We start from the raw sequence: 24,657 nt of genomic DNA, 5'->3' as shown, positions 1-24,657 counted from the left end.
TCCACAGAGTGAAAACCGACTTTCGCCAGACAGAAGACCGCTCCACCCTCTACCGTACGGACCGATCACTCCGGGTGACGGGCGACACCTTGACAGACACCTGCTGACCGGCGAAAACGTGGATCGGCCGATGGCCCCATCCACCGATCGGCCCGCTGATCAGGACACCGGTAACCCGCCGGAGCGCCCGGTAAACTTCTGACTCGCCCCGCCTGTCCCGACGCCCCGAGAGGACCGTTGTTGTGCCGACGTCCAGCGCCGCCAGCGCCACCGACGCTGCCAAGCCCGCCTCCGCGAGCGGTGGCGTCCAGTCCCTGGAGCGCGCCTTCGATCTGCTGGAGCGGATGGCGGACGCGGGGGGCGAGGTCGGCCTGAGCGAGCTGTCGGCCAGCAGCGGTCTGCCCCTGCCGACCATCCACCGGCTGATGCGTACCCTCGTGGCCTGCGGTTACGTACGCCAGCAGTCGAACCGCCGGTACGCGCTCGGTCCGCGCCTCATCCGGCTGGGCGAGACGGCGTCGCGGCTGCTCGGCACCTGGGCGCGGCCGTATCTGGCGCGGCTGGTCGAGGAGACCGGCGAGACGGCCAACATGGCGCTGCTCGACGGCGACGAGATCGTCTATGTCGCGCAGGTGCCGTCCAAGCACTCGATGCGGATGTTCACCGAGGTCGGCCGGAGGGTCCTCCCCCACTCCACGGGTGTGGGCAAGGCGCTGCTCGCACACACGTCGGCCGAGGAGGTACGGGCGCTGCTCGCGCGTACGGGCATGCCCGCGGCCACGGAGAAGACGATCACGACGCCCGACGGCTTCCTCGACGCGCTGGAACTGGTGCGCGCGGCCGGTTACGCGGTGGACGACAACGAGCAGGAGATGGGGGTCCGCTGCCTGGCGGTCCCGGTGCCCAACTCCCCCACCCCGGCGGCGATTTCGATCTCCGGGCCGGCCGGTCGCGTCACGGAGACGGCCACCGAGAGGATCGTGCCGATACTGCAAGAAGTGGCGCGGGACCTGTCCGAGGTCCTGGCGAGCACGGCGGCGGCTCACCAGCAGCACTGAGCCTGCCGCCGGCCCCGGGGCCCGAGCCGCCGTACGCCCCAATCCCCTGGGACGCACGGCGCTCAGGCGCCTCGGATCCGGTACCCGATACCTGAAAGACCGGGCGTGCGGCGGCGCTCGCCGGTCAACTGTCACCCGGCGGTTTTCCTACTGGTCGTACGGGTTCTGCTGGTCGTACGGATCCTGCTGGTCATGCGGGTCGTACTGGTGGCACCGGTCGTTCTCAGTGCCCTAACTCTCCGAAGAGATCTACCGCCTTCCTGACATCCATCAAGGTGGGCGCCAAGGCGCTCACCGAGCCGATCGAGCCGACGATCAGCAGCAGTGAGCGGCGCATCCGCAAAATCTCCGGATCGCCCCCCGCCACCATCGCGGCCATCGCGGCGAGTTCCTCTTCCGCGATTCCCCTGTCTCTGAACTCACTCGGATACGCGGCGAGTTCTCGTCTGAGACGCGCCACGGCGAACCGCAGCCCGGTCAGCCTGGGATCCTCGCCCTGCTCTGTCACTCGCGTATGCCCCACGCTCCGCAACAAAGTTCTCCCCCTCGCACGCCATCGTGCATGTGCCATCGGCATCGTGCTCGCCTCTCCGGCGCCTCCCTGTTGACACGCCTGGCGCCGTGAGACGCCGCACAGTAAACGCCACACCAGAGGCCCCGCGCCACCGACTGGACAGTATTCAACTTGTCCAACTGACGTATCGCCAGGTGAGCGCCTGACAACGATCTGACACACCGTCCGGCGGAAGACGACGGCGGCGCGCGGCAGCGCGCGAACGTGCTGGTGAGGTAAGGAGAACCTATGGAAAAGAACGATCACGGAGAGTCGCCGGTCGCGGGGCTGCTGCTCGCGGCGGGCGGGGGGCGGCGGCTGGGCGGCCGGCCGAAGGCGCTGCTGCCGTACCGGGAGCGTCCGCTGGTGGAGCACGCCGTGCGATCACTGCGGGAGGGCGGCTGTGAGCAGGTGTACGTGGTGCTCGGCGCCGCCGCCGACGAGGTACGGGCCCACGCCCGGCTGCCGGGCTGCGTCCTGGTCGACAACCCCGAGTGGGCCGGCGGCATGGGCTCCTCACTCCGGGCCGGGCTGGCCTCGCTGACGGCAGCCGGCACGTCCCGCGCCGCGCTGCTCATGCTGGTCGACCAGCCGGGGATCGGTCCGGCCGCCGTGGCGCGGGTCCGGGCCGCCTACCGCTCCCCCGGCACGCTCGCGTCGGCCTCCTACGGAGGCGAGCGCGGCCATCCGGTGCTGTTCGGCGCGGACCACTGGGCCGGGATCGCGGCGGATGCGACGGGCGATCAGGGGGCACGCGGATATCTGAGATCCCGTGCGCGGGACATCGCACTCGTCGAGTGCGGGGATGTCGCGGACGCGTACGACATCGACACGGAGGAGGATCTGTCGCACCTTGAGTAAGGGCGGTGGCACTGAGCGCCGCGGTCTCTCGCCCCGGAGAATCTCGACATCAACAAACCATTGAACTTCCACCATGAGAAAACTACTATCCACAGGCCAGAAGCGCCCGACCCCCCGGAAGGCGCCCGTGACCGCAGGCCGGAGCCCCGGCACCCAGTGCCCACGGTGACCCGGCGGTCTCTCCCGGAGGCCGCCCGTCGAAGGAGTGACAACTCATGTCCGCACCAGCGCCGTCCCCGCTGGCCGTCGTCGATGCCGACACCCTGCCCCGGCAGGACGAGGTACTCGACCCCGCGGCCCTCGCCTTCGTGGCCGAGTTGCACCGGCGGTTCACCCCCCGGCGTGACGAGCTCCTGGTCCGCAGGACCGAGCGGCGCGCGGAGATCGCCCGTACGTCGACGCTGGACTTCCTGCCGGAGACCGCGGCCGTACGCGAGGACGACTCCTGGCGGGTCGCGCCGGCCCCGGCCGCGCTGGACGACCGCCGGGTGGAGATCACCGGGCCGACCGACCGCAAGATGACGATCAACGCGCTCAACTCCGGCGCGAAGATCTGGCTCGCCGACTTCGAGGACGCCTCGGCTCCCACCTGGGAGAACGTCATCACCGGCCAGCTCAATCTGATGGACGCCTACGCCCGGAAGGTCGACTTCACCGACCCGGTGTCCGGCAAGTCGTACGCGCTGAAGGCCGCCGGCGAACTCGCGACGGTTGTCACCCGCCCGCGCGGGTGGCACCTGGACGAGCGCCACCTCCGTTTCGGGGACCGCGCCGTCCCTGGCGCGCTGGTCGACTTCGGGCTCTACTTCTTCCACAACGCCAAGCGCCTCGTCGAGCTGGGCAAGGGCCCGTACTTCTACCTCCCGAAGACCGAGTCGCACCTCGAAGCACGGCTGTGGAACGACGTGTTCGTCTACGCCCAGCAGTACCTGGGGATCCCGCAGGGCACCGTCCGCGCGACCGTACTGATCGAGACCATCACCGCGGCGTACGAGATGGACGAGATCCTGTACGAACTCCGCGACCACGCCTCCGGGTTGAACGCCGGCCGCTGGGACTACCTCTTCTCGATCGTCAAGAACTTCCGCGACGGCGGGGCCAAGTTCGTCCTGCCGGACCGCAACGCGGTAACGATGACGGCCCCGTTCATGCGCGCGTACACCGAACTCCTCGTCCGTACCTGCCACAAGCGCGGCGCCCACGCCATCGGCGGCATGGCGGCGTTCATCCCCTCCCGGCGGGACCCCGAGGTCAACAAGGTCGCCTTCGCCAAGGTCAAGGAGGACAAGGACCGCGAGGCGGCGGACGGCTTCGACGGCTCCTGGGTCGCCCACCCCGACCTGGTCCCGATCGCGATGGCCTCCTTCGACGCGGTCCTGGGCGAGCGCCCGAACCAGAAGGACCGCCTGCGCGAGGACGTCTCGGTGACGGCGGCCGACCTGATCGCGATCGACTCCCTCGACGCCAAGCCCACCTATCAGGGCCTGGTCGGTGCGGTCCAGGTCGGCATCCGCTACATCGAGGCCTGGCTCCGCGGCCTCGGCGCGGTCGCCATCTTCAACCTGATGGAGGACGCGGCGACGGCGGAGATCTCCCGCTCCCAGATCTGGCAGTGGATCAACGCCGGAGTGGTCTTCGAGAACGGCGAGACGGCCACCGCCGACCTGGCCCGCAAGATCGCCTCGGAGGAACTGGCCGCGATCCGCGCGGAGATCGGCGAGACGGCGTTCACCACGGGCATGTGGCAACAGGCCCACGACCTGCTGCTGACGGTGGCCCTGGACGAGACGTACGAGGACTTCCTGACCCTGCCGGCGTACGAACAACTGCGGGGCTGAGCCACCGCAGACGGCCGCCGCCCGCGACCGCCGGCCGCGTACGCTCCCGGCGCGGGGACGGATGATCGGGCGGGGGTCGTCCTGACCGTCCGGGGCGACTGAGGGCCCGGCAGCGGGCATGCTCGGGTCATGCCACAGAGACGACTCCCTCTCCGTGCGTCACGTTCGACTGGAATGAGCGGGTGGCGGAGAACCACGCGTACCGCAGGCCGGTGTCGATCACCGCAGAGCAGAAGGAGGAGGCGGCGCCGCGGGCGGAGCCTGCGTTCCGGGGCTGGGCGGGCACTGACGGACGGCACGGTCGCGGTCGCTGTTGTGACGGTCGTCCGGGCCGATCAGAATCGGCGCATGGCCTTCATACGCTCCTACCGGCCCGACGACCGAGCCGATGTGTTCGACATCTGTGTGCGGACCGCCGACGCCGGTGGCGACTCGCGGCATCTGTATCCGGACAGTGAGCTGATGCCCAGCATCTTCGCCGCGCCCTATCTGGAGTTGGAGCCGGAGCTGGCCTTCGTGCTGGACGACGGGGAGGGGCGGGCCGGGGGGTACATCCTGGGCGCCGAGGACACCCCGCGGTTCGTGGAGGCGTTCCGGCGGGAGTGGCTGCCCGTCGTGGGTGGGCGGTATCCGGCGCCCATGGGTGCTGGGGCCCGTACCCCCAGCGAGAACATGGCCGCCCTGCTGCACGATCCCGAGCGGATGGTGCTGCCCCAACTCGCCGGTCATCCGGCGCACTTGCACATCGACCTGTTGCCGCGATGGCAGGGGCGGGGGCACGGGAGGGCGCTGGTTCTGACCCTTCTCGACGCGCTGCGTGCCAAGGGGGTGGGCGCCCTGCATCTGTCGATGTTGACCGCCAACACCAGGGCTCGGGCCTTCTACGACCGGGTGGGGTTCTACGAGATCGCCGTGCCGGACGCCGGGGAGGACGTCACGTTTCTGGGGCGTGGTACGACGCCCTGACCTCGACCAGGCCGGCACCCGCTGGTCGTACCGCGCACCCCGCACCCGAATCCCCCGTCTCCGTCTCGCGACCGCGCCGGCACCGTAAAGCATCACGTGCGTTCGAGAGGGCGGGGCGGGTGGCGATGAGTTTGGGTCGGCGGTCGGGTCTACCCCGCATGGACACCGATACCGATACACGATTTCCTGACCACGGACCCGTCTGTCGCAGCATCGCCGGGCTGCTCGACGGCGTTGAGGAGAAGCACCTCGCGTCGCCCACACCGTGCCCCGAGTACACCGTGCGTGAGCTGCTCGCGCATCTGGTCGGGCTGACCCTCGCCTTCCGGGACGCCGGGAAGAAGGAGCTGGGGGTGACGACCGACTCGTCGCCGAGCGAGGCGCTGCCCCAGTTGGAGGACGGCTGGCGAAGTGCGCTGCTCACGCAGATGGACGGGCTCGTCGAGGTCTGGCGTTCGCCCGACGCCTGGCAGGGCTTCACCCGGGCCGGCGGGGTGGATCTGCCGGGCGAGGTGGCGGGGATCGTCGCGCTGAACGAGTTGGTGGTGCACGGCTGGGACCTGGCGCGCAGCACCGGTCAGGCGTACGAGATCGACCGGGCGAGCCTGGAGGCGACGCTCTCCTTCCTCGAACCGGCGGCGGCGAGCGCCGAGACGGGTGACGGGCCCGAGGGGCTGTTCGGCCCGCCGGTCCGCCTGCCGGACGACGCGCCGCTGCTCGACCGGGTCATCGGGCTGAGCGGACGCCGACCGGACTGGCAGCCCGGGGAGTAGGGCGGAGATCGGATCGGGGTGGCGCAGCCCGGGGGGCGCGCCACCCATGCCGTCCTACGGCGCGTCCCCGGCCGTACGCAACAACGCCCGTGCCTCATGTCGGAAGCGGGCGTCCGCGCGGCCCGGGTCCTGGGAGAAGCCGGGTATGAAGACGTGGGCGTCCCGTTCCGCCAGGCTGGTCAGTCGGCGGAGCTGACTCTCCGTCAAGTTCTCCGCGCCGACGGCCCGCAGGGCCTCCAGCGCGGTGTACGGGTCGGAGTTGGTCTCGGCGGATGTCAGGGCCGCCTCCGCGAGCCGGGTGAGGTCCTGGTTCTTCGGGTCAACGGCGAGGAGGGCGACTGCCGCTGCCGCCGCGTGGTCGCGGTGGGCGAGTTTGCGTTCCAGGAGCGGGGCGAGCGGGCGGCCCTGCTCGCCGAGCGCGCCCGCGGCTCGCGCCGCGCGGACGTTCTGCCAGCGCGTCCAGTCGCCGTCGGCCGACTCCAGCACTCCCGCGATGATCGGCAGGGCTTCGTCCGCGCTGCCCGTGAGCCGCCACAGCGCGCGGGCGATCTCCGTGTCGGCGTCGAGGCGGGGGTTGTCGCGCTTCCGCTCCGAGGCGCGGGACGCGGAGCCCGACTCGGAGCCTGACGGCTTGCGGGCGGCGTCGCTCAGCGCGGCCCGCAGATACGGCAGCAGTGCCGGTGCCTGTGAACTGTCCAGCTCCGCCGCGAGTCTCGCCGCCTCGGCCACGTCCCGCCCGCCGGAGACCAGGGCGTCGGTGACGGCCCGTACCAGCGTCTCCGTCTCCCCGGTGAGACGGCGCAGCGCCGAGCCCACTTCGAGCGGGCTCTGATCCGTGAGGTCCGCCGCGCGCAGCGCCGCGGCGACGCGGTCCCGTTCCTCCGGTGGGCAGATGGCGGGCAGGGCGCGCAGGGCGACGAAGGGATACCGGTCCAGCGCGGCAAGGAGGTCCGGCACGGCCGGTGCCGCGCGTTGCCCCCAGCGGGCCAGGACCAGGCCGAGGTGGATCGACTCGTTCCACGGGATGTCGCTGTCCGCCAGCCGGGTCCGGATCGCGTCCAGCAGCTCCGGTACGTACGGGAACGCGCCCGCGTCCCCCTCACCGGCGGCCCCCTGCCATCCCCCGGCATTCGTCTTCGCCGCCTCGTCCAGCGCCCTCGGTCGGCTCGCCAGGTCCGCGGCCAGCAGGGGGGCCGCCTGCTCGGGGGCCGTCACGACCAGTGCCGCCAAGGCGCGGTCGGCCGGCTCCGCGCCGGAGACGGCGATGGCCCTGAGCGCCGGGGCGGCGGGCGCCGCGTGCTCGCCGAGCTGCTTGACCAGTGAGAGGGCGCCGCTCGCCGTCGACGGGTCGCCGAGCAGCACGGTCAACGGCAAGGCGAGGCGCGCGGCCGCGGCCCGGGAAGCCTGGCAGGCGTGCTCGGCCGCCGCCACCGCCTCCTCGCGCGCGTCGGCGTCCTCATGCCGCAGTCCGGCGTCGACCAGCGTGAACGCCGCCTCCCGCGCCTCGTCAGTGTCCCGCTCCAGCAGCCCTTCGACCACATACCGCAGCGGCTCGGTCTGCTCCTGGTCGAACCGCCCCGCGACCAGCGGCGCGGCGGGCAGCAGAGCGACGAACGCGTCGTGATGGGTGCCGGTCCACGGCAGGTCCGCGTCCACACACGCCAGCAACGCGGCCAGCCGCACCGGCGCCGCCTCAACGACCTCCGCGGCGTCAATCTCGTCCGCGGCTTCAGCCGCTTTGGCACCGTCCCCGCCGCCCCGCGTGCCGGCAGCGAGCACGGACCGCTCGAACTCCCCCGCGCCCGCCGGATTAAGCCACACCGCCCCGGCCAGCGCCTCCGCCCGTACCAGCGGATCCAGCTCCCCCTCCCAGCACCGCCGCAGCGCCGGAAGCACCAGCTCCGTCGCGCCCGTCCTGGCCGCCGTCCAGACCGCCGCCTGCCGTACGGACGTGTCGGGCGACTCGATCAGCGGGAGTACCAGGGGCAGTTGGGCGGTCACGGCCGCCCGGCACGCGCCGGGCGTGTCACTCCGCTCGTCCTCGCTCTCGGCGATGCAGCCGAGCAGCGGAAGCAGGTCGCCCGGTCTGATGCCGGCGGCGGCGAGCCGGGCGAGATACGGCACGGCGTAGGCCGTGGCCTCGTACACCGACCCCTGGTGGACGATGTTTCCGTAGAGCTCGTACAGCGCCTCTTCCGCCTGCTCGGGGTCGTCGCTCGCCAACGCCCGCAGTTGGTCGGGGACATCCTCGGCGCCTCCGTAGGCGTGCTCCCGTTCCGCCCAGGGCTGCGCGTCGAGATCGGCGAAAATCTGTACGAGATCCATGGAGTGAATCCTGGCACGAGCCTCTGACAACGCGGCCCACCCGGGCGCCATATGGGGACCGCCCACGCGTGGGCGGTGCGGGGCTGTTGACTGGGGTCGTGACCTGGGCGGCCGAAGCCGGACCCCGGGCCGTGAGGAAAGGCCGCTCCATGCCGTACGCGCTCCGCCGCCCGCTGCTCGCACTGCTGCTGGCGCTCGCCACCCTGTGCACGGCGTGCACGGCCGCCGCGCGGGAGGACACACCGAGGGCGCTGGACGACCCGGCGAAGAAGGAGATCGCGATGCGGCTGATCTCCAGCGCCGAGAACTCCTCACTCGACTGGAAGGCCCAGTACCGCTACATAGAAGACATCGGCGACGGCCGCGGCTACACCGCCGGCATCATCGGCTTCTGCACCGGCTGCGGCGATCTGCTCACGGTGGTCGAGCGTTACGTGAAGGCCCGGCCGGACGGCAACGTGCTGAAGCCCTTCCTCCCGGCGCTCCGCGCGGTCCGGGGCGGCGAGTCGCACGAGGGGCTCGGCACCGCGTTCACCAGTGCCTGGCAGCGAGCCGCCGACGACGATCCCGCGTTCAGGAAGGCACAGGACGAGGAGCGCGACCGGGGCTACTTCGACCCCGCCGTCGGCACGGCGAAGGCCGACGGTCTCGGCGCGCTGGGGCAGTTCATCTACTACGACGCGTACGTGATGCACGGATCCGGCGACACACGCGGCTTGATCGGCTTCCGCACGATGCGTGAACAGGCCCTGAAGAAGGCCGAGTCACCGGCGAAGGGCGGGGACGAGACCACGTACCTGAACGCGTTCCTGGACGCCCGCGTCGCCGCGATGCGCCGCGAACCGGCGCACTCCGACACCAGCCGTGTCGACACCGCGCAGCGCGCCTTCCTCGACGCGGGCAATCTGGACCTCGAACCGCCCCTCAAGTGGAAGGTGTACGGGGAGAGTTACCGCGTCGGCGGTGGCTGAGGGGCGGGCGGCACGCGGGGCGGACGACGGACCGGCCGTTCGGGCCGGGCGCGTGGCGCGATCGGAGCCCGGGAGCGTCACTACCCTGGCCGTATGGCACTTGAATGGGAACAGGTAGCGGTGGACGCGGCCGACCCGGCAGCCCTGGCTCAGTGGTGGGCCGAGCTCCTCGGGTGGGTCGTCGTCAGTGACGAGGACGACGACGAGTACGAGATCCGCCCCGCGCCGGATCGCATGCCGGGACTGCTGTTCGTGGCCGTGCCGGAGAAGAAGACCCTGAAGAACCGGCTCCATCTCGATTTCCGCCCCACGGACCAGGCAGCCGAGGTTGAGCGGTTCCTGTCCGCCGGCGCGCGACACGTCGACGTGGGCCAGGGGAACCCCACGTGGGTCACCCTCGCCGACCCCGAGGGAAACGAGTTCTGCATTCTCCGATCGCGTGAGTCCTAAGGGCTGTCCTCACCGGTGATCAGCCGGTGTGGAGGATCCGGAAACGGCCGGGTTCCGCCGGATCTCTGTCCACGACCTGGACCGGCGCCCACGCCCATTGCCGGACGCTGATGCCGGGCGTGCGGGAGAACTGGATCCGCCCGCGGGTGCCTTCGACCGCGACGCCCGGCCAGGACCCGGCGACGCGCGCCCGGTCCGTGCCGTGCGAACGCAGCACATCGGCGAGGACGACGACCGTGTCGTAGCCCTCGAAGGCGACGAACGAGGGCGCTTGGGCCAGCCGCTCACGAAGGGCACTCTCGACTCGTACACCGAGGGGGCCGAGGCGCTCGGGCAGGTAGCGCAGGAACGGGATCGCGGCGCCGTCGTCGCCCAGCGACGCCGCCCATTCGGCGAACTCCGGCTGCCCGGCCGGAGCCCCGATCAGGATCTCCGCGAGGCGCGGGTCGTGACGGACGGACTTGACGATCGACACCGCCGGGTCCGGGTGGCCGACCAGAAGAAGGAGAGCGGTCGCGCCACTGTCGACGAGTTCGTCGCACAGCGCCGTGGGGGTGAGCGCGCGCGTGTCGAGTTCGATGACGCTGCCGCCGCGTCGAGCGAGGTGGTCCCGGAGAATGCGGGTCCCGGACGCCCAGTAGACACTCGGATCGACCGCCACGGCGATCCGGCTGTGGCCCGCCCCGAGGAGGAAGTCCGCGTAGATCCGCCAGCCGTGGGACTGCGCGGGGGCGAGGCGCGCGACCCATCGCGTCGGCTGTTCGGTGAGCGCGTCGAGAACCGCCGACGAGCAGAGGAACGGAACGCCGAGGGCGTCGGCCCTGGCAGCGGCGGCTCGGGCGACGACGCTGTGGTACTCCCCCACCACGGCGGCCACGCCCAGGAGGGCCAGTTCATCCACGGCCGCCGCGGCCCTCTCCGGATCAGCCGCGGTGTCCCGGACCACCAGCGCAAGTGGTCGTCCGGCGATCCCGCCCGCCGCATTGACGTCGGATACGGCCAACTCAAGCCCGGCGAGCAGGTGTTGGCCCGCCCCGACCCACCCGGGCCGGGTCAGCGGGGCGAGAGCGCCGATCCGGACGGCTGACTCGTCGGCCCGCTCCGTCCCAGGTGGCGATGGTGGCGTAGTCATACGTCGGCGTCTCCCGACTGACGGTTCAGGGGCATTGCGGCAGTATGCCCGTGGCCACGCTCCCCGCGCATCGGACCCCCGCTCGACTGGAAGGTGTACGGGGAGGACTTCCACATCGGCTGATCCTCCGCCGGGCCGCGGTGACGGTAACGGCGGCAGCGCAACGCTGCCGCCTGCGCCGTCTCGCGGTCAGTGGAGTGTCGCGGGCGCCGGTACGGCACCGGCCTCCGCCGATCCCGACGTGTCCTCCGGGTCAGGAGCATCCGAACTCCCCTTCCCACCCCAGTGGTTGAACGCCAGGTTCAGGACGATCGCCACCACACACCCCGTACTGATCCCGGAGTCGAGCACCACCAACAGGTCCTTCGGGAACGCGTGGTAGAAGTCCGGCGCCGCTATCGGTATCAGCCCGATCCCGACGGCGGCGGCCACTATCAGCGCGTTCTCGCCCTTCTCCAGCGCGGCGCCCGCCAGCGTCTGGATGCCGCTCGCCGCGACCGAGCCGAAGAGCACGATGCCCGCGCCGCCGAGGACCGGCAGCGGGACGAGCGCGATCACCGAGGCCAGCACGGGGCACAGGCCGAGCAGTACGAGGATGCCGCCACCCGCCGCGACGACGAAGCGGCTGCGGACCTTGGTCATGGCCACCAGCCCGATGTTCTGCGCGAAGGCACTGCACATGAAGCCGTTGAAGACCGGGCTGATGGCGCTGCCCAGCGTGTCGGCCCGCAGCCCGCCCTTGATGACGCGCTCGTCCGCCGGCCGGTCCACGATCTTGCCGAGCGCCAGCATGTCGGCGGTCGACTCCGTCATACAGACGAGCATCACGACGCACATGGAGATGATCGCCGCGATCTCGAACTGCGGCGCACCGAAGTGGAACGGCGTCGGGAAGCCGACCAGGCCCGCGTCCTTGATCGCGTCGAAGTCGGTCATGTTCATCGGGATGGCCACGACGGTGCCGACGACCAGGCCGAGCAGGATCGCGATCTGCTGGAGGAAGCCGCGCAGCACCTTCCGCAGGACCAGGACGATCAGCAGGGTGAGCCCGGCCACTCCGATGTTCTTCATGGAGCCGTAGCCGTCGGCCGTCGCATCCCCGCCCTGCGACCAGTTGAACGCCACGGGGAGCAGTGAGACGCCTATGAGGGTGATGACGGTGCCGGTGACGACGGGTGGGAAGAACCGCACCAACTTCGAGAAGTACGGCGTGAGGACGAACCCGAGCACGCCGGCGACGATGATCGCTCCGAAGATGACCGTGATGCCCTCGGCACCGCGCTCCCGCCCGATGGCGATCATCGGCGTGACACCGGCGAACGACACGCCGTTGACGAACGGCAGCCGTGCGCCGACCTTCCAGAAGCCGAGGGTCTGGAGCAGCGTGGCTATGCCGGCGGTGAAGAGGCTGGCGCCCATGAGGAACGCGGTGTCCCGGGCGTTCAGGCCAACGGCGGGCCCGACGATCATCGGCGGCGCCACCACGCCCGCGTACATCGCGGCCACGTGCTGAAGGCCGCTGGTGAACATCTTGAAGGGCGGGAGGGTCTCGTCGACCGGATGCTTACGATCCGGGCCGGGTATCTCGTCGGGGGCGGGTGCGTCTTTGCGAAGCCTGGGCCTGGCTGCCACGGATGTTCCTCCGGTCGGTTACGCGTCGGCGGTGACACGGGTGTCAGGGAGGTGCGGGGGGACGGGGGACGCGGGGACGGGGGCGATCATGCGGGTGACATGCAAAGTAACGAGCCCGTGTTACGTACACGAGTCGCTGTCCGCTCTCTGTACGCGCAGCCGGGTCACCGCTCACGTACACGAGTCACCGTCCCGGGTGGTGGCGCACCGTCGTGCGGTGCGCCACCACCCGGACGCGGCTGCCAGGAACCCCGCTCGGGCCCCGTGGCCGCCGGTCGAGGGCCGTCCCCCTCGACCGGACTTCCGGGAGGACCAGGCCGGCTCGGGCTCCGTCAGCCCGCCGCCGCGATCCGCGCGAGGCGCTGCGCCTCGGTCCGCGTGGAGCGGGCGATGGCGTCCTCGTCCACCGTGGTCAGGTGGTTGTCCTCGACGACGGTCCTGCCGTTCACGAGGGAGAGCGTGACGGGCGCGGCGGCCCCGAAGACCAGGGCGACGACGGGGTCGGCGATGGCGGAGTGGGCCAGGGTGTCCAGCTTCCACAGCACCAGGTCGGCGAGTTTCCCGGTCTCGACCGAGCCGATCCGGTCGGCCCGCCCGAGGACTTGGGCGCCGCCGTACGTGCCGAGCCGCAGCGCCTGACGGGCGTTCAGGGCGGACTCGCGGTGGGCGCCGAGGCGGTTGATGAGCAGCGCGTTGCGCAACTCGGTGTGCAGTTCGCCCGATTCGTTGGACGCGGTGCCGTCCACGCCGAGGCCGACGGGGACGCCCGCCTTCAGCATGTCGGGGACGCGCGCGATCCCTGCCGCCAGGCGGGCGTTGGAGGACGGGCAGTGGGCGACGCCCGTACCGGTGCGGGCGAAGGCGGCGATGTCGGAGTCGTTCATATGGACGCAGTGGGCCATCCATACGTCGGCCCCGAGCCAGCCCGTCGACTCGAAGTAGTCGGTCGGTCCCATCCCGAACAGCTCCTTGCAGAACTGCTCCTCCTCGACCGTCTCGCTGCCGTGCGTATGCAGCCGTACGCCCTTACGGCGCGCCAACTCGGCTCCCTGTCGCATCAGTTCGGTGGAGACGGAGAACGGCGAGCAGGGGGCGACGGCGATCTGTGTCATCGCGTCGAACGAGGCGTCGTGGTACGCGTCGACGGTCGCCTCGGTGGCGGCGAGCGCGTCCTCCAGCGACTCGACGGCGAAGTCCGGCGGCAGCCCGCCGTCCGACTGGCCGCGGTCCATGGAGCCGCGGGCGAGGGTGAACCGTACGCCGGTCTCCGACGCGGCCCCGATGATGGCGCCGGTCAGATCGCCGGAGCCGCGCGGGTACACGTAGTGGTGGTCCACCGCCGTGGTGACTCCGCCGCGCGCCATCATCGCGAGCGAGCCCCGGGCGGCGGCGCGCACCATCGGCTCGTCGATGCGCGCCCAGATCGGGTAGAGCGCCACGAGCCAGTTGAACAGGTTGTGGTCGGTGGCCAGGCCCCGGGTGATCCACTGGTAGAAGTGGTGGTGGGTGTTGACCAGGCCGGGGGTCAGGAGATGGCCGGTGGCGTCGACACGCCGTACGACGTTCTCCAGGCCGGCGGGCGCGCTGCCGGCGCCCACGGATTCGATGAGGTTGTCCGCGACGACGACGTACCCGGAGGCGTACTCGGTGTCGTTCGCGTCCACGGTCGCGATGGCACAGTTCTCGATGACGATGCGCGAAGCCGCCATGGCGGGTCCTCGTTCTTCCCGTTGGGTGGAGGTATCCGGGGGTCGAGCGGGGTGACGACCGGATCCGGGGTGGAGCTACAGGTTGGTCATGTCGAGCGGGATCCGCGGTTCGACGCCGTCACGCAGCACGGTCGCCTCGATGAGGCCGTACGGGCGGTCGGCGGCGAAGTAGACGGCTCCGTCGGGGGTGTCGTTCTTCAGGCCGAACGGTTCGAGGTCGACCAGGAAATGGTGATTGTTGGGGAGTGAGAAACGGATCTCGTCGATCTCGTCGCGGGCGTCGATGATCCGCGAGCCCATTTGGTAGAGGGTCTGCTGGAGGGAGAGAGAGTACGTCTCCGCGAAGGCCCGGAGCAGATGCTCGCGCGCCTGGTCGTAGGACTCCTCCCAGTCGGGCATCCGCTCCGCGTCGTCGGTCCAGTGATAGCGCCACCTCGCGGAGACGTCGGTGGCGAGTATGCGGTCGTACGCCTCGCGGAGCGTCGTGTACTTGTCCTTGACATAGCCCCAGAACTCGGAGTTGGTCGAGTTCAGCACCGTCAGATCCTTGAGGCCGGAGATGATCTCCCACTTCGAGCCGTCGAAGGTGATCTGCGAGACGCGGGTCTCCTGGCCCTTGCGGACGAAGGAGTGCTTGACCTCGTCGGCGCCGGCGGACCTGGGGCCGGCGTCTTGGGAGCCGACATTCCTGGAGTCGGCGCCGGGGACCGTGATGCGCTCCCAGGCGTACTCCTCGATCCGGATACGCGCCCGGTGGATCGGGTCCTGGCTGGTGACGAAGTGCCGGGCGAGATGGATGCCGAACTGCTCGGCGGACTCGATGCCATGCTCCTTGGCGAACGCGTACACCGTGTTCTTGGTGGTGTCGGTCGGCAGGACGTTGGCGTTGGAGCCTGAGTAGTGGACCTCCTCCATGTCGCCGGAGAGGGCGACGGAGACGTTCAGGTCCTTGATGTGGTGGGTGTCGCCGTCGCGCACGATCTTGACGACGCGGTTCTCCGCTTTGCCGTACTGGTTCTGGCCGAGAATGGTCGGCATCTGCTAGCTCCCTCGGTATACGGAGTAGCCGAACGGGTTGAGCAGCAGCGGTACGTGGAAGTGCTCGCCCGCAGTGACGGCGAAGGTAATCGCCACCTCCGGGAAGAACGCACCGCTGTCCCGTGGCGCGGGGGCATCCTGCTGTGCCTCGGCTTGCTTCTGGCTGTGGCTCGGGCCCTGTGTGCGGCCGTGGCCGTGGAAGTACGCCTCGGTCTCGAAGTCGAGACGTACGTGGGTCGTTCCTTCCGGCAGCGCCGGCAGGTCCGCGCACCGCCCGTCCGCGTCGGTCGCGGACCGGCCGAGCACCACCCACCGCTCGCGGCTGCCGCCACGGGCGGAGAGGGAGACGGCGACGGACCTGGCGGGGCGTCCGACACTGGTGTCCAGGATGTGCGTGGACACCGACGCGGTGGTCTGGGTACTCAAGGGGTCACTCTCCTGCGTGTACGAGGCGGGTCAGCCGGATGCGGTTGATCTTGCCCAGCTCGGCGCGGACGACGGCCCGCTCCTGCTCGGGCGTGTTGCCGATCCGTATGCGGACCGCGTCCCGCATCTGCTCACCGGTCCTGCCCGTGGCGCAGATCAGGAAGACGTGTCCGAACCTTTCCTGGTAGGCGAGGTTCAGTTCGAGCAGTTCCGCCTTGAGTTCGCCGGACGCCCCGGCCAGGCCCCGCTGTTCGCGGGCCGAGGTGGGGTCGCCCGGCCTGGGACGGCCGATGGGCGGGTGCCCGGCCATCGCCTCCGCCAGATCGCCGGCGGTCAGTGCGGCCGTCGCGGTGTCACTGGCGGCGAAGAGGGCGTCGGCGGTGGCGTACGGGCGGTGGGCGAGCAGTTCGCTCCCCCATGCCGTACTGGCGCACACCTCGTGCAGTGCGGCGCGAGCCGCGCTGTCGGAGGAGGTGTTGAACCGGGTGAGGCCCGGTGGCGGGTCGGTCGTCACGGGAGCCTCCGTGGCTGTGCTTGTCGGGCTGCGGGACAGCTAACGCCTTCACGAACATCACGTCAACAGTTTGTTGAAATTTTTCGGCGGATGCCCCGCCGGGCCCGCCTCGCCCCGGACCACGCCGGATCAGCCTGTCTCCGACGGGATCAGCTCGTCTCCGACCGGTTCAGATAGTTGTAGACGGTGAACCGGCTGACCCCGAGCGCACCGGCGACGGTCTCCACGCCGTGCCGCACGGAGAAGGCCCCGCGCGCCTCCAGTGAGCGCACCACCAACTGCTTGGCCTTGCGGTCGAGTTCCGACAGGGGCATGCCGTGCCGGCGCTCCAGCGCGACAAGGATGTGGTCGAGCGACTCGGAGAGCTGCGGAAGGCGTACGGCGACGACGGCCTCGCCCTCCCAGCTCAGTACGACGTCGTCGGGCCGGGCGAGGCCGGGGCGCACCGTCTCCGCACCCATGGCGTCGATGAGCGGCTTCACCGCCGCGAGAAGTGGATGGTCGGGGAGACCTGACGGCTCGGTCACTTCCCGTCCTCCTCCGGGATCACGTTCACCTGGAGCGAGACGCGGGTTGCACCGGCCTCCAAGGAGCGTCGGAGCAGGGTGTCGACGGCCGCGATGACGGCGTCGGCCCGGCCCTCGGCGGTGTTGCCGAACGGCCCGACGTCCACGGCGTCCAGGTCGGCCGTCCGGATCACCTCGCGGGCCACCACGGCATGGCCGGGGGCCTCGTCCAGGTCGAACGGCTCGGTCGTGAATTCCACTCTCAGTCGCACGCGCACAACCTACTGCGCGAGGGCCGAAAACGGGCCTGCCCTCTTGACAGCCCTCCCGAACCCCAGGCAATCTTCCGTTAAGCAGAAACTAACTTCCGCAATACGGAAGGAGCGCAGAACCCCTCATGGCCCCCTTCACGAACAGGCCCGGCTCCGAGCAGCGCTTCAATGTGAACCTCTCGATCCTCTTCACCGAACTCCCGCTGCTGGAGCGTCCCGCGGCAGCCGCCGCGGCGGGCTTCACCGCCGTGGAGCTGTGGTGGCCCTGGGTCGAGACCCCCACTCCGCCGCAGGCCGAGCTGGACGCCCTGAAGAAGGCTCTCGACGACGCGGACACCCGGCTCGTGGGACTGAACTTCTACGCCGGCCGGCTGCCCGGCCCCGACCGCGGCGCGCTCTCGCTGCCCGGCGAGGAGTCGGAGCGCTTCCGCGCGAACATCGACGTGGCGGCCGACTTCGCCGCCTCGGTGGGCTGCAAGGCGCTCAACGCGCTCTACGGGAACCGCGTCGAGGGTGTCGACCCGCGTACGCAGGACGAACTCGCCCTGGAGAATCTGGTCCTCGCCGCGCGCGCGGCCGACCGGGTCGGGGCGATCCTGCTGGTCGAGGCGCTCAACAGGCCCGAGTCCCCGCACTATCCGCTCGTCAGCGCCGAGGCCGCGGTCGACGTCGTGGACCGGGTCAACGCCGCGACAGGTCTCGGCAACGCCGCGTTCCTCCTCGACATCTACCACCTGTCGATGAACGGCCTGGACGCCGAAGCGCTGACCGCGGTCATCGACACGTACGCCGACAGGACCGGTCACGTACAGATCGCCGACAACCCCGGCCGCGGTGCGCCCGGCACCGGCACGCTGCCGCTCCAGGACCTGCTCGACCGGCTGCGCAAGGCCGGTTACGAGGGCTGGGTCGGGCTTGAGTACAAGCCCGGCGACCGCCCGAGCGACGAGTCCTTCGAGTGGCTGCCGGCCGACGCGCGGGCCGCGCGCTGAGCCCGAGCCCTAGCCCGAGCCCGTACCCGGACACGACACCCGGACACGACGCACACACGTAGACACACACGTATGCGAGAGAGGCACCCCCGATGAGCACTCTTCCCAAGGTGGCATGGATCGGCCTCGGCATCATGGGGTCCCCCATGGCCGAGAATCTGATCAAGGCCGGATACTCCGTGACCGGCTTCACGCTGGAGCAGGAGAAGCTGGACCGGCTGGCGGCCAACGGCGGCACGGTGGCCCCCTCGATCGCCGAGGCCGTCAAGGGCGCGGACGTCGTCATCACCATGGTGCCCGCCTCTCCCCAGGTCGAGGCCATCGCCTACGGTGAGGAGGGCATCCTGGAGAACGCCAAGCAGGGCGCCCTCCTGATCGACATGTCGTCGATCACCCCGCAGACGTCGATCGATCTGGCCGAGGCCGGCCGGGAGAAGGGCATCCGCGTCCTCGACGCGCCGGTGTCCGGCGGCGAGGCGGGGGCCGTCGAGGCGGTTCTCTCGATCATGGTCGGCGGTGAGCAGGCCGACTTCGACCAGGCCAGGCCGGTCTTCGACGCGCTGGGCCGGACCATCGTCCTGTGCGGTCCGCACGGTGCCGGTCAGACGGTGAAGGCGGCCAATCAGCTGATCGTCGCCGTCAACATCCAGGCGTGCGCCGAGGCCGTGGTCTTCCTGGAGAAGTCGGGCGTGGACCTGAACGCCGCGCTCGACGTCCTGAACGGCGGTCTGGCCGGCTCGACCGTCCTGACCCGTAAGAAGGACAACTTCGTCAACCGCGAATTCGCGCCCGGCTTCCGGATCGATCTGCACCACAAGGACATGGGCATCGTCACCGACGCCGCCCGCAATGTCGGCGCCGCGCTTCCGGTCGGCGCGGTCGTCGCGCAACTCGTCGCGTCGCTGCGCGCACAGGGTGACGGCGGTCTCGACCACTCGGCGCTCCTGCGCGGGGTGGAGCGGCTCTCCGACCGGCAGGTCTGACCCGGGCCCACCGAACTCCGGGTTGTGGCGGCGCTGACACCTGTCCTGTCGCGCCCAGGCGCCGCCGCAGCCCGGGAACCACCAACCCGACCGTTACCCGGGGCCAACAGCCGTCCCTCCCAACGGCCCTCGTGAGGGGTGGTCGCTGGGAGGGACTTCCCAGGGACCGCGGCGGCGCGCGAGCCAGTGCGGTGGCAAGGGGAGCGCCGGTCACCCTCCTGACCAGGAGGAGGGCCGGCCGTCGCTCCCCGTCGCCGTCGCCGCGGTCCCACAGCCTCCTCCGAGGCTCCGTCGAACGCCGTCCGGCGGTGCGAATGTCCTGTCGCGCCAGCCTCGCACCGTCGGACGGTCTCCAACTCCCTTATCCGGCGACAGAAGCCCGGCCGATTCATCGGCCGGGCTTCTTGTGGCATTTCATCCGGTCCGCACCCTGAGAGGACGCCTCTCGCCACACTCCTCGTTCCGACCGCCGCCGCGGTCGTCCTGGCGATCGTCCAGAGGAACGCCACCTGGCTGATCACGCCGTCCAGGGGCCAGGGACGACAGCGGCCTCCCGCACCGGAGTTCCGGGCGGGAGGCCGCAGAGGGTCCTGACGGGCCGTCACACAACCTTGTCGACAAGCGGCTTGATCTCCGTCGGCGCGTGGCCGGGCTCGGTCGCGAGCTCCTCCCACTCGTTCACCTTGTCGATCCGCACACCCATCGAGATGTTCGTGATCCGCTCCAGGACCGCCTCGACCACCACCGGCACCCGGTACTCCGCCGCGAGCTTCTTGGCCTCCTCGAAGGCCGGCAGCAGCTGGTCGGGCTCGGTGACCCGGATCGCCTTGCAGCCCAGGCCCTCGACGACCTTGACATGGTCGACCCCGTAGACGCCCAGCTCCGGTGAGTTGATGTTCTCGAACTCCAGGTTGACCTGGAAGTTGATGTCGAGATTGCGCTGCGCCTGCCGGATCAGCCCCAAGTAGGCGTTGTTCACCAGCACATGGACGTACGGGATCTTGTGCTGCGCGCCGACGGCCAGTTCTTCGAGCATGAACTGGAAGTCGTAGTCACCGGAGAGCGCGACGACCGTCGTGTCCGGGTCGGCCTTCGCGACTCCGAGCGCGGCCGGGATCGTCCAGCCGAGCGGCCCGGCCTGGCCGCAGTTGATCCAGTGGCGCGGCCGGTAGACGTGCAGCATCTGCGCGCCGGCGATCTGCGAGAGCCCGATGGTGGTGACGTAGCGGGTGTCCGCACCGAAGGCCCGGTTCATCTCCTCGTACACGCGCTGCGGTTTCAGCGGCACGTTGTCGAAGTGCGTCCTGCGGTGCAGGGTGCCCTTGCGCTCCAGCACCGACGCGATCCACTCCGTACGGTCGGGCAGCCCGCCCTCCGCCTTCAGCTCCTTCGCCACCTCCACGAAGAGCTTCAGCGCGTCCTTGGCGTCCGAGGCGATCCCGTAGTCCGGCGCGAAGATCTTGCCGATCTGGGTGGGCTCGACGTCGACGTGGACGAAGGTACGGCCCTCCGTGTAGACGTCGAGCGCGCCGGTGTGGCGGTTGGCCCAGCGGTTGCCGATGCCGAGGACGAAGTCCGAGGCGAGGAAGGTCTCGTTGCCGTAGCGGTGCGAGGTCTGGATGCCGACCATGCCCGCGTTGAGGTCGTGGTCGTCGGGGATGGTGCCCCAGCCCATCAGGGTCGGGACGACCGGCGTACCGGTCAGCTCGGCGAACTCCACCAGCAGGTCGGACGCGTCGGCGTTGATGACACCGCCGCCGGCGACGATCAGCGGGCGCTCGGACCCGGTGAGCAGCGTCAGGGCCTTCGCGATCTGCGCGCGGGTCGCGGACGGTTTGTAGACCGGCAGCGGCTCGTACGTCTCGATGTCGAACTCGATCTCGGTGAGCTGCACATCGATCGGCAGGTCGATGAGGACCGGGCCGGGACGGCCCGAGCGCATCAGATGGAACGCCTGCTGGAACACACCGGGGACCTGTGCGGCCTCCAGGACGGTGGTGGCCGCCTTGGTGACCGGCCGGGCGATCGACGCGATGTCGACGGCCTGGAAGTCCTCCTTGTGGATCACCGCGGTCGGGGCCTGGCCGGTGATGCACAGGATCGGGATGGAATCACCGATCGCGGAGTACAGGCCGGTGATCATGTCGGTGCCGGCCGGACCCGAAGTGCCGACGCAGACACCGATGTTGCCGGCCTTCGTACGGGTGTAGCCCTCGGCCATGTGCGAGGCGCCCTCCACATGACGGGCGAGCGTGTGGTCGATGCCACCCGCCTGTTCGAGGGCCTTGTAGAAGGGGTTGATCGCCGCGCCCGGCACACCGAACGCGTCGGTGACGCCTTCGCGCTTGAGGATCTCAACTGCCGCTCTGGCAGCGGTCATACGAGGCATGGAGTGCTCCTGCTTCGGCCTGGTGGACTCGGGCTCTGTCGCGCCACCTGAGAGCGTCGATTCCAGTTGATTCCTTCTTTTCCGTTCTTTTCCACAATGCGGAAACTGTGTTCTACTATGTGGAATCAAATCTAAAGTGCCTTCCCAGCGGCGTCAAGGGATGACGGAAGCCCCTCCCCAACGGCCGTCCGTTGATGGACGATGGGCGGCAAAGGGGGTACCGAAGGTGGGAAAGACCGTTCCTGTGCGCTGTCCCGACTGCGGACACGCCCATCTGTTCGCGGCGCCGGCCTACCCCTGCCCCTGCGGATCGGCCGTCTCGGCGCCCCTGGTCGCGGGCGCGCCCGCGACCCGCATCGTGCGCCGTGCCTGGGACGACGAGTGGGTGACCGTCAGCTGCCTCGGGTGCGGACGGCAGGACCAGTGGCCGCATCCTGAGCTGGGCTGCCACTGCGGGGCCATACTGCGGGTGCCGGTCAGACCGGTGACGGTGGGCACGACGTACGACGCCGTGCGCGCCGCCGCGCACTATCTGCGCGCGATCGGCTTCCAGGACGTCGTACGGGCCCAGCTGCCGCCCGAGGCCGGTATCGATCTGCGCGGTCCCGGACTCGTGGCCCAGGTCGACTCTGGCGCGCGTCCCGCCGATCCGCGCGCCGTGGAGTGCCTGTGGCTCAACGCGCTGAACGAGTCGGCGGTGAGCGCCTTCTTCTCCCTGGCCGGTTACGCGGAAGAGGCGCGCGAGCGCGCCGACACCCTCGGGGTGCCGCTCTTCGTCCTGGACCCGGCGGGCACCCCGCGACCGGTCAACGGCCCCGCCGCCGACCTGGATCGCTCACCGGCCTGACCGGAACCACCACAGCCGCGTACGTGGTCACGCGGGCATACTTTCCCCATGCGAATCCGCCCCGCGGTCCCCGCCGACCTCCCCCTTCTCCAGGACATCGAGAGGGCCGCCGGTGAACCGTTCCGCGCCGTCGGTATGGCGGCGGTCGCCGACGACGACCCCCCGGGCCTCGATCTCCTCGACCGCTATCTGCGCGCGGGCCACGCCTGGGTGACCGAGGACGCCGAGGGCCGCCCGGTCGCGTATCTGATCTACGACGAGGTCGACGGCGCCGCCCACATCGAGCAGGTCTCCGTCCACCCCACGGCGTCGGGGCACGGCGTGGGCCGCGCGCTCATCGAGCATCTCGCCGTGCGGGCGCAGTCCGCCGGACTGGCCGGACTCACCCTCACCACCTTCGCGGACGTGCCGTGGAACGCGCCGTACTACGCCCGGCTCGGATTCCGCACCCTCGCGGAGAACGAACTCACCGACGGGCTGCGGGAGATCAGGCGCGCCGAGGCCGCACACGGTCTCGACCACTGGCCCCGCGTCTGCATGCGCCGTGCCACCGCGGCCGGTTGAGACCCGGCCAGGGAAGTCCACGCCCCGTCCGCGCAGTTGGGCCCCGCCACTCTCAACGCAGGTCGTTCTCCTCGTACTCCGCGGCCGAGCCCTCGGCCGTCCGCTCGCGCAGTTCGATACGGCGGATCTTGCCCGAGACCGTCTTGGGCAGCTCGGCGAACTCGATACGGCGCACGCGCTTGTACGGGGAGAGAACCGCGCGCGAGTGCGCGAAGAGCAGCTTCGCCGTGTCCGGACCCGGCTCCCAGCCGTCCGCCAGGACGACGTACGCCTTCGGCACGTTGAGCCGCACCGGGTCCGGCGCCGCCACGACGGCGGCCTCGGCCACGGCCTCGTGCTCCAGCAGCGCGCTCTCCAGCTCGAACGGCGAGATCTTGTAGTCCGACGCCTTGAACACGTCGTCGCTGCGGCCGATGTACGTGATGTAGCCGTCGGCGTCGCGCGAGCCGATGTCACCGGTGCGGTAGAAACCGTCAGCCATGGCCTCGGCCGTACGCTCCGGGTCGCCGTGGTAACCGGTCATCAGACCGACCGGGGAGTGCGCGAGATCCAGTGAGATCTCGCCCTCGGCGACGCCGGGCGCTCCGGTGACCGGGTCGAGCAGCTCCACGACATAGCCGGGGGTCGGCCGGCCCATCGACCCGGCCTTGAGCAGTTGTCCCGGTGAGTTGGCGACCTGGACGGCCGTCTCGGTCTGACCGAAGCCGTCCCTGATCGTCGCACCCCACTCCCTGCGGACGGTCTCGATGACCTCGGGGTTGAGCGGTTCACCGGCGGCGACGACCTCGCGGGGGCGGTTGCGCAGCTGGGTGAGGTCGGCCTGGATGAGCATCCGCCACACGGTGGGCGGCGCGCAGAAGCTGGTCACGCCCGCGCGGTCCATCTCGGCCATCAGCCGGCCGGCGTCGAAGCGCGTGTAGTTGTGGATGAAGACGGTCGCCTCGGCGTTCCACGGCGCGAAGAGATTGGACCAGGCGTGCTTGGCCCAGCCGGGTGAGGAGATGTTCAGATGGACGTCGCCGGGCCTGAGCCCGATCCAGTACATCGTGGCGAGATGACCGATCGGGTACGAGACATGGGTCTGCTCGACGAGCTTGGGGTGGGCGGTCGTGCCGGAGGTGAAGTAGAGCATCAGAGTGTCGTCGGCGTGGGTGACCCCGTCGGGCTCGAAGTCCACGGACCGCTCGCGGGACTCCTCGTACGACCGCCAGCCGCCGTCGCCGGAGCCCGAGCCGCCGTCGGAGCCGCCGTCCGGGCCCCCGGCGTCAACTTCGGAGCCTTCGGCGCCGACCACGATCCGGGTGTACTCCCCCGGCACGTCCGCGAACTTCCCGGTGTCACCGGCGCGGACGATCACATGCCGTACCCGCCCCCGCTCGATCCGGTCCCGCAGGTCCGGGGGGCCGAGCAGCGGGGTCGCCGGGATGACGACGGCGCGGAGCTTCATCGCGGCCAGCGCCGTCTCCCACAGCTCCGTCTGGTTGCCGAGCATGACGAGGAGGCGGTCCCCGGCCTCCACGCCTTGTGCGCGCAGCCAGTTGGCCACCTGGTCGGACCGGGTGGACATCGTCGCGAAGGAGGTGACGCTCTCGGTGCCGTCCTCCTCGACGATGTGCAGCGCGGGCCGGTCGTTGCCCTCGGCGATGACGTCGAACCAGTCGAGCGCCCAGTTGAAATGCGCGGGCCGGGGCCAGACGAAGCCTTCGTACGCCGCGGTGTAGTCCTCCCGGTGCCGCAGCAGGAAATCCCTGGCGGCGCGGAACTGCTCGGTCGCATCGACTGTCGTCATGTGCCCTCCTCATCACTCGCCCGTTCACTAGCATCGTGTAACGAGTGATGTACGTCTCACCACCCCCCG

23 protein-coding genes are annotated in these 24,657 nt (G+C 70.3%); 11 read left to right on the top strand and 12 right to left on the bottom strand.

Annotated elements, in window-relative coordinates; all coding sequences use genetic code 11:
- Positions 1 to 242: 242 nt before the first annotated feature.
- Positions 243 to 1,058, top strand: a complete 816-nt coding sequence (locus ACIBBB_RS01420; protein WP_398977527.1) for an IclR family transcriptional regulator — start codon at positions 243 to 245, stop codon at positions 1,056 to 1,058.
- 223 nt (positions 1,059 to 1,281) lie between these two features.
- On the opposite strand, the gene ACIBBB_RS01415 is transcribed toward ACIBBB_RS01420, so the two are convergent.
- The gene (locus ACIBBB_RS01415) at positions 1,282 to 1,566 is read right to left on the bottom strand and encodes a DUF5955 family protein (protein ID WP_398977526.1); all 285 of its coding nucleotides are present in this window, start codon (positions 1,564 to 1,566) and stop codon (positions 1,282 to 1,284) included.
- Between the two features lie 294 nt (positions 1,567 to 1,860).
- On the opposite strand from ACIBBB_RS01415, the gene ACIBBB_RS01410 reads away from it, so the two are divergent.
- The 4 genes from ACIBBB_RS01410 to ACIBBB_RS01395 all read left to right on the top strand — a co-directional run bounded on the left by ACIBBB_RS01410 (position 1,861) and on the right by ACIBBB_RS01395 (position 6,049).
- Positions 1,861 to 2,472, top strand: a complete 612-nt coding sequence (locus ACIBBB_RS01410) for an NTP transferase domain-containing protein (RefSeq protein WP_398977524.1) — start codon at positions 1,861 to 1,863, stop codon at positions 2,470 to 2,472.
- Positions 2,473 to 2,687: 215 nt separating this feature from the next.
- Positions 2,688 to 4,310 (top strand): malate synthase A, encoded by a 1,623-nt coding sequence (gene aceB / locus ACIBBB_RS01405; RefSeq protein WP_398977522.1) that lies wholly within the window; start codon positions 2,688 to 2,690, stop codon positions 4,308 to 4,310.
- Positions 4,311 to 4,658: 348 nt separating this feature from the next.
- Positions 4,659 to 5,276 carry a GNAT family N-acetyltransferase gene (locus ACIBBB_RS01400; protein ID WP_398977521.1) on the top strand — a complete coding sequence of 206 codons (618 nt, stop codon included), beginning with the start codon at positions 4,659 to 4,661 and terminating at the stop codon, positions 5,274 to 5,276.
- A 158-nt stretch (positions 5,277 to 5,434) separates the two neighbouring features.
- Positions 5,435 to 6,049, top strand: coding sequence for a TIGR03086 family metal-binding protein (locus ACIBBB_RS01395; protein ID WP_398977519.1), 615 nt, complete (start codon positions 5,435 to 5,437; stop codon positions 6,047 to 6,049).
- 54 nt (positions 6,050 to 6,103) lie between these two features.
- Here the strand turns inward: ACIBBB_RS01395 and ACIBBB_RS01390 are convergent, their stop codons facing one another.
- Entirely contained in the window at positions 6,104 to 8,374 is a 2,271-nt protein-coding gene (locus ACIBBB_RS01390; RefSeq protein WP_398977517.1) for a hypothetical protein, read from the bottom strand.
- 149 nt (positions 8,375 to 8,523) lie between these two features.
- Between ACIBBB_RS01390 and ACIBBB_RS01385 the strand changes: the two genes are divergently transcribed.
- Together ACIBBB_RS01385 and ACIBBB_RS01380 are read left to right on the top strand one after the other, a co-directional pair.
- Positions 8,524 to 9,345, top strand: coding sequence for a chitosanase (locus ACIBBB_RS01385; protein WP_398977515.1), 822 nt, complete (start codon positions 8,524 to 8,526; stop codon positions 9,343 to 9,345).
- Between the two features lie 93 nt (positions 9,346 to 9,438).
- Positions 9,439 to 9,795, top strand: coding sequence for a VOC family protein (locus tag ACIBBB_RS01380; protein ID WP_398977513.1), 357 nt, complete (start codon positions 9,439 to 9,441; stop codon positions 9,793 to 9,795).
- A gap of 19 nt (positions 9,796 to 9,814) precedes the next feature.
- Here ACIBBB_RS01380 and ACIBBB_RS01375 read toward each other — a convergent pair whose 3' ends face one another.
- From ACIBBB_RS01375 to ACIBBB_RS01340, 8 genes are all read right to left on the bottom strand, one after another.
- Positions 9,815 to 10,927: an ABC transporter substrate-binding protein gene (locus ACIBBB_RS01375; RefSeq protein WP_398977511.1), complete on the bottom strand. Its 1,113-nt coding sequence runs from the start codon at positions 10,925 to 10,927 to the stop codon at positions 9,815 to 9,817.
- Positions 10,928 to 11,116: 189 nt separating this feature from the next.
- A complete protein-coding gene (locus ACIBBB_RS01370; protein ID WP_398977510.1) occupies positions 11,117 to 12,559 on the bottom strand; it encodes a nucleobase:cation symporter-2 family protein in 1,443 nt (480 codons plus the stop codon).
- A gap of 332 nt (positions 12,560 to 12,891) precedes the next feature.
- Entirely contained in the window at positions 12,892 to 14,268 is a 1,377-nt protein-coding gene (locus tag ACIBBB_RS01365) for an 8-oxoguanine deaminase (RefSeq protein WP_398977508.1), read from the bottom strand.
- Between the two features lie 75 nt (positions 14,269 to 14,343).
- Entirely contained in the window at positions 14,344 to 15,306 is a 963-nt protein-coding gene (gene pucL, locus ACIBBB_RS01360) for a factor-independent urate hydroxylase (protein ID WP_398977507.1), read from the bottom strand.
- A gap of 3 nt (positions 15,307 to 15,309) precedes the next feature.
- Positions 15,310 to 15,732, bottom strand: a complete 423-nt coding sequence (uraH, locus tag ACIBBB_RS01355) for a hydroxyisourate hydrolase (protein WP_398977505.1) — start codon at positions 15,730 to 15,732, stop codon at positions 15,310 to 15,312.
- Positions 15,733 to 15,736: 4 nt separating this feature from the next.
- The gene (gene uraD, locus ACIBBB_RS01350) at positions 15,737 to 16,246 is read right to left on the bottom strand and encodes a 2-oxo-4-hydroxy-4-carboxy-5-ureidoimidazoline decarboxylase (protein WP_398977503.1); all 510 of its coding nucleotides are present in this window, start codon (positions 16,244 to 16,246) and stop codon (positions 15,737 to 15,739) included.
- A 149-nt stretch (positions 16,247 to 16,395) separates the two neighbouring features.
- Positions 16,396 to 16,707, bottom strand: coding sequence for a helix-turn-helix domain-containing protein (locus ACIBBB_RS01345; RefSeq protein ID WP_398978757.1), 312 nt, complete (start codon positions 16,705 to 16,707; stop codon positions 16,396 to 16,398).
- 62 nt (positions 16,708 to 16,769) lie between these two features.
- Complete coding sequence (locus ACIBBB_RS01340; RefSeq protein WP_398977501.1) at positions 16,770 to 17,024, bottom strand: hypothetical protein; 255 nt, start codon at positions 17,022 to 17,024, stop codon at positions 16,770 to 16,772.
- Between the two features lie 125 nt (positions 17,025 to 17,149).
- On the opposite strand from ACIBBB_RS01340, the gene ACIBBB_RS01335 reads away from it, so the two are divergent.
- The gene (locus ACIBBB_RS01335) at positions 17,150 to 18,016 is read left to right on the top strand and encodes a TIM barrel protein (RefSeq protein WP_398977499.1); all 867 of its coding nucleotides are present in this window, start codon (positions 17,150 to 17,152) and stop codon (positions 18,014 to 18,016) included.
- Between the two features lie 92 nt (positions 18,017 to 18,108).
- Entirely contained in the window at positions 18,109 to 18,999 is an 891-nt protein-coding gene (locus ACIBBB_RS01330; protein ID WP_398977497.1) for a 2-hydroxy-3-oxopropionate reductase, read from the top strand.
- A 601-nt stretch (positions 19,000 to 19,600) separates the two neighbouring features.
- Here the strand turns inward: ACIBBB_RS01330 and gcl are convergent.
- Complete coding sequence (gcl, locus tag ACIBBB_RS01325) at positions 19,601 to 21,388, bottom strand: glyoxylate carboligase (RefSeq protein WP_398977495.1); 1,788 nt, start codon at positions 21,386 to 21,388, stop codon at positions 19,601 to 19,603.
- Positions 21,389 to 21,614: 226 nt separating this feature from the next.
- Here gcl and ACIBBB_RS01320 point away from each other — a divergent pair, with 226 nt between their 5' ends.
- Together ACIBBB_RS01320 and ACIBBB_RS01315 are read left to right on the top strand one after the other, a co-directional pair.
- Positions 21,615 to 22,235 (top strand): hypothetical protein, encoded by a 621-nt coding sequence (locus tag ACIBBB_RS01320; protein ID WP_398977493.1) that lies wholly within the window; start codon positions 21,615 to 21,617, stop codon positions 22,233 to 22,235.
- A gap of 48 nt (positions 22,236 to 22,283) precedes the next feature.
- Positions 22,284 to 22,799: a GNAT family N-acetyltransferase gene (locus ACIBBB_RS01315; protein ID WP_398977491.1), complete on the top strand. Its 516-nt coding sequence runs from the start codon at positions 22,284 to 22,286 to the stop codon at positions 22,797 to 22,799.
- Positions 22,800 to 22,851: 52 nt separating this feature from the next.
- On the opposite strand, the gene ACIBBB_RS01310 is transcribed toward ACIBBB_RS01315, so the two are convergent.
- A complete protein-coding gene (locus ACIBBB_RS01310; protein WP_398977489.1) occupies positions 22,852 to 24,588 on the bottom strand; it encodes an AMP-binding protein in 1,737 nt (578 codons plus the stop codon).
- Between the last annotated feature and the right edge of the window lie 69 nt (positions 24,589 to 24,657).

This window comes from Streptomyces sp. NPDC051217 (genome assembly GCF_044455465.1).
Taxonomy (GTDB): Bacteria; Actinomycetota; Actinomycetes; order Streptomycetales; family Streptomycetaceae; genus Streptomyces.
Note: the sequence above shows the minus strand (reverse complement) of the source record. Positions and strands in the feature narration are given on the sequence as shown.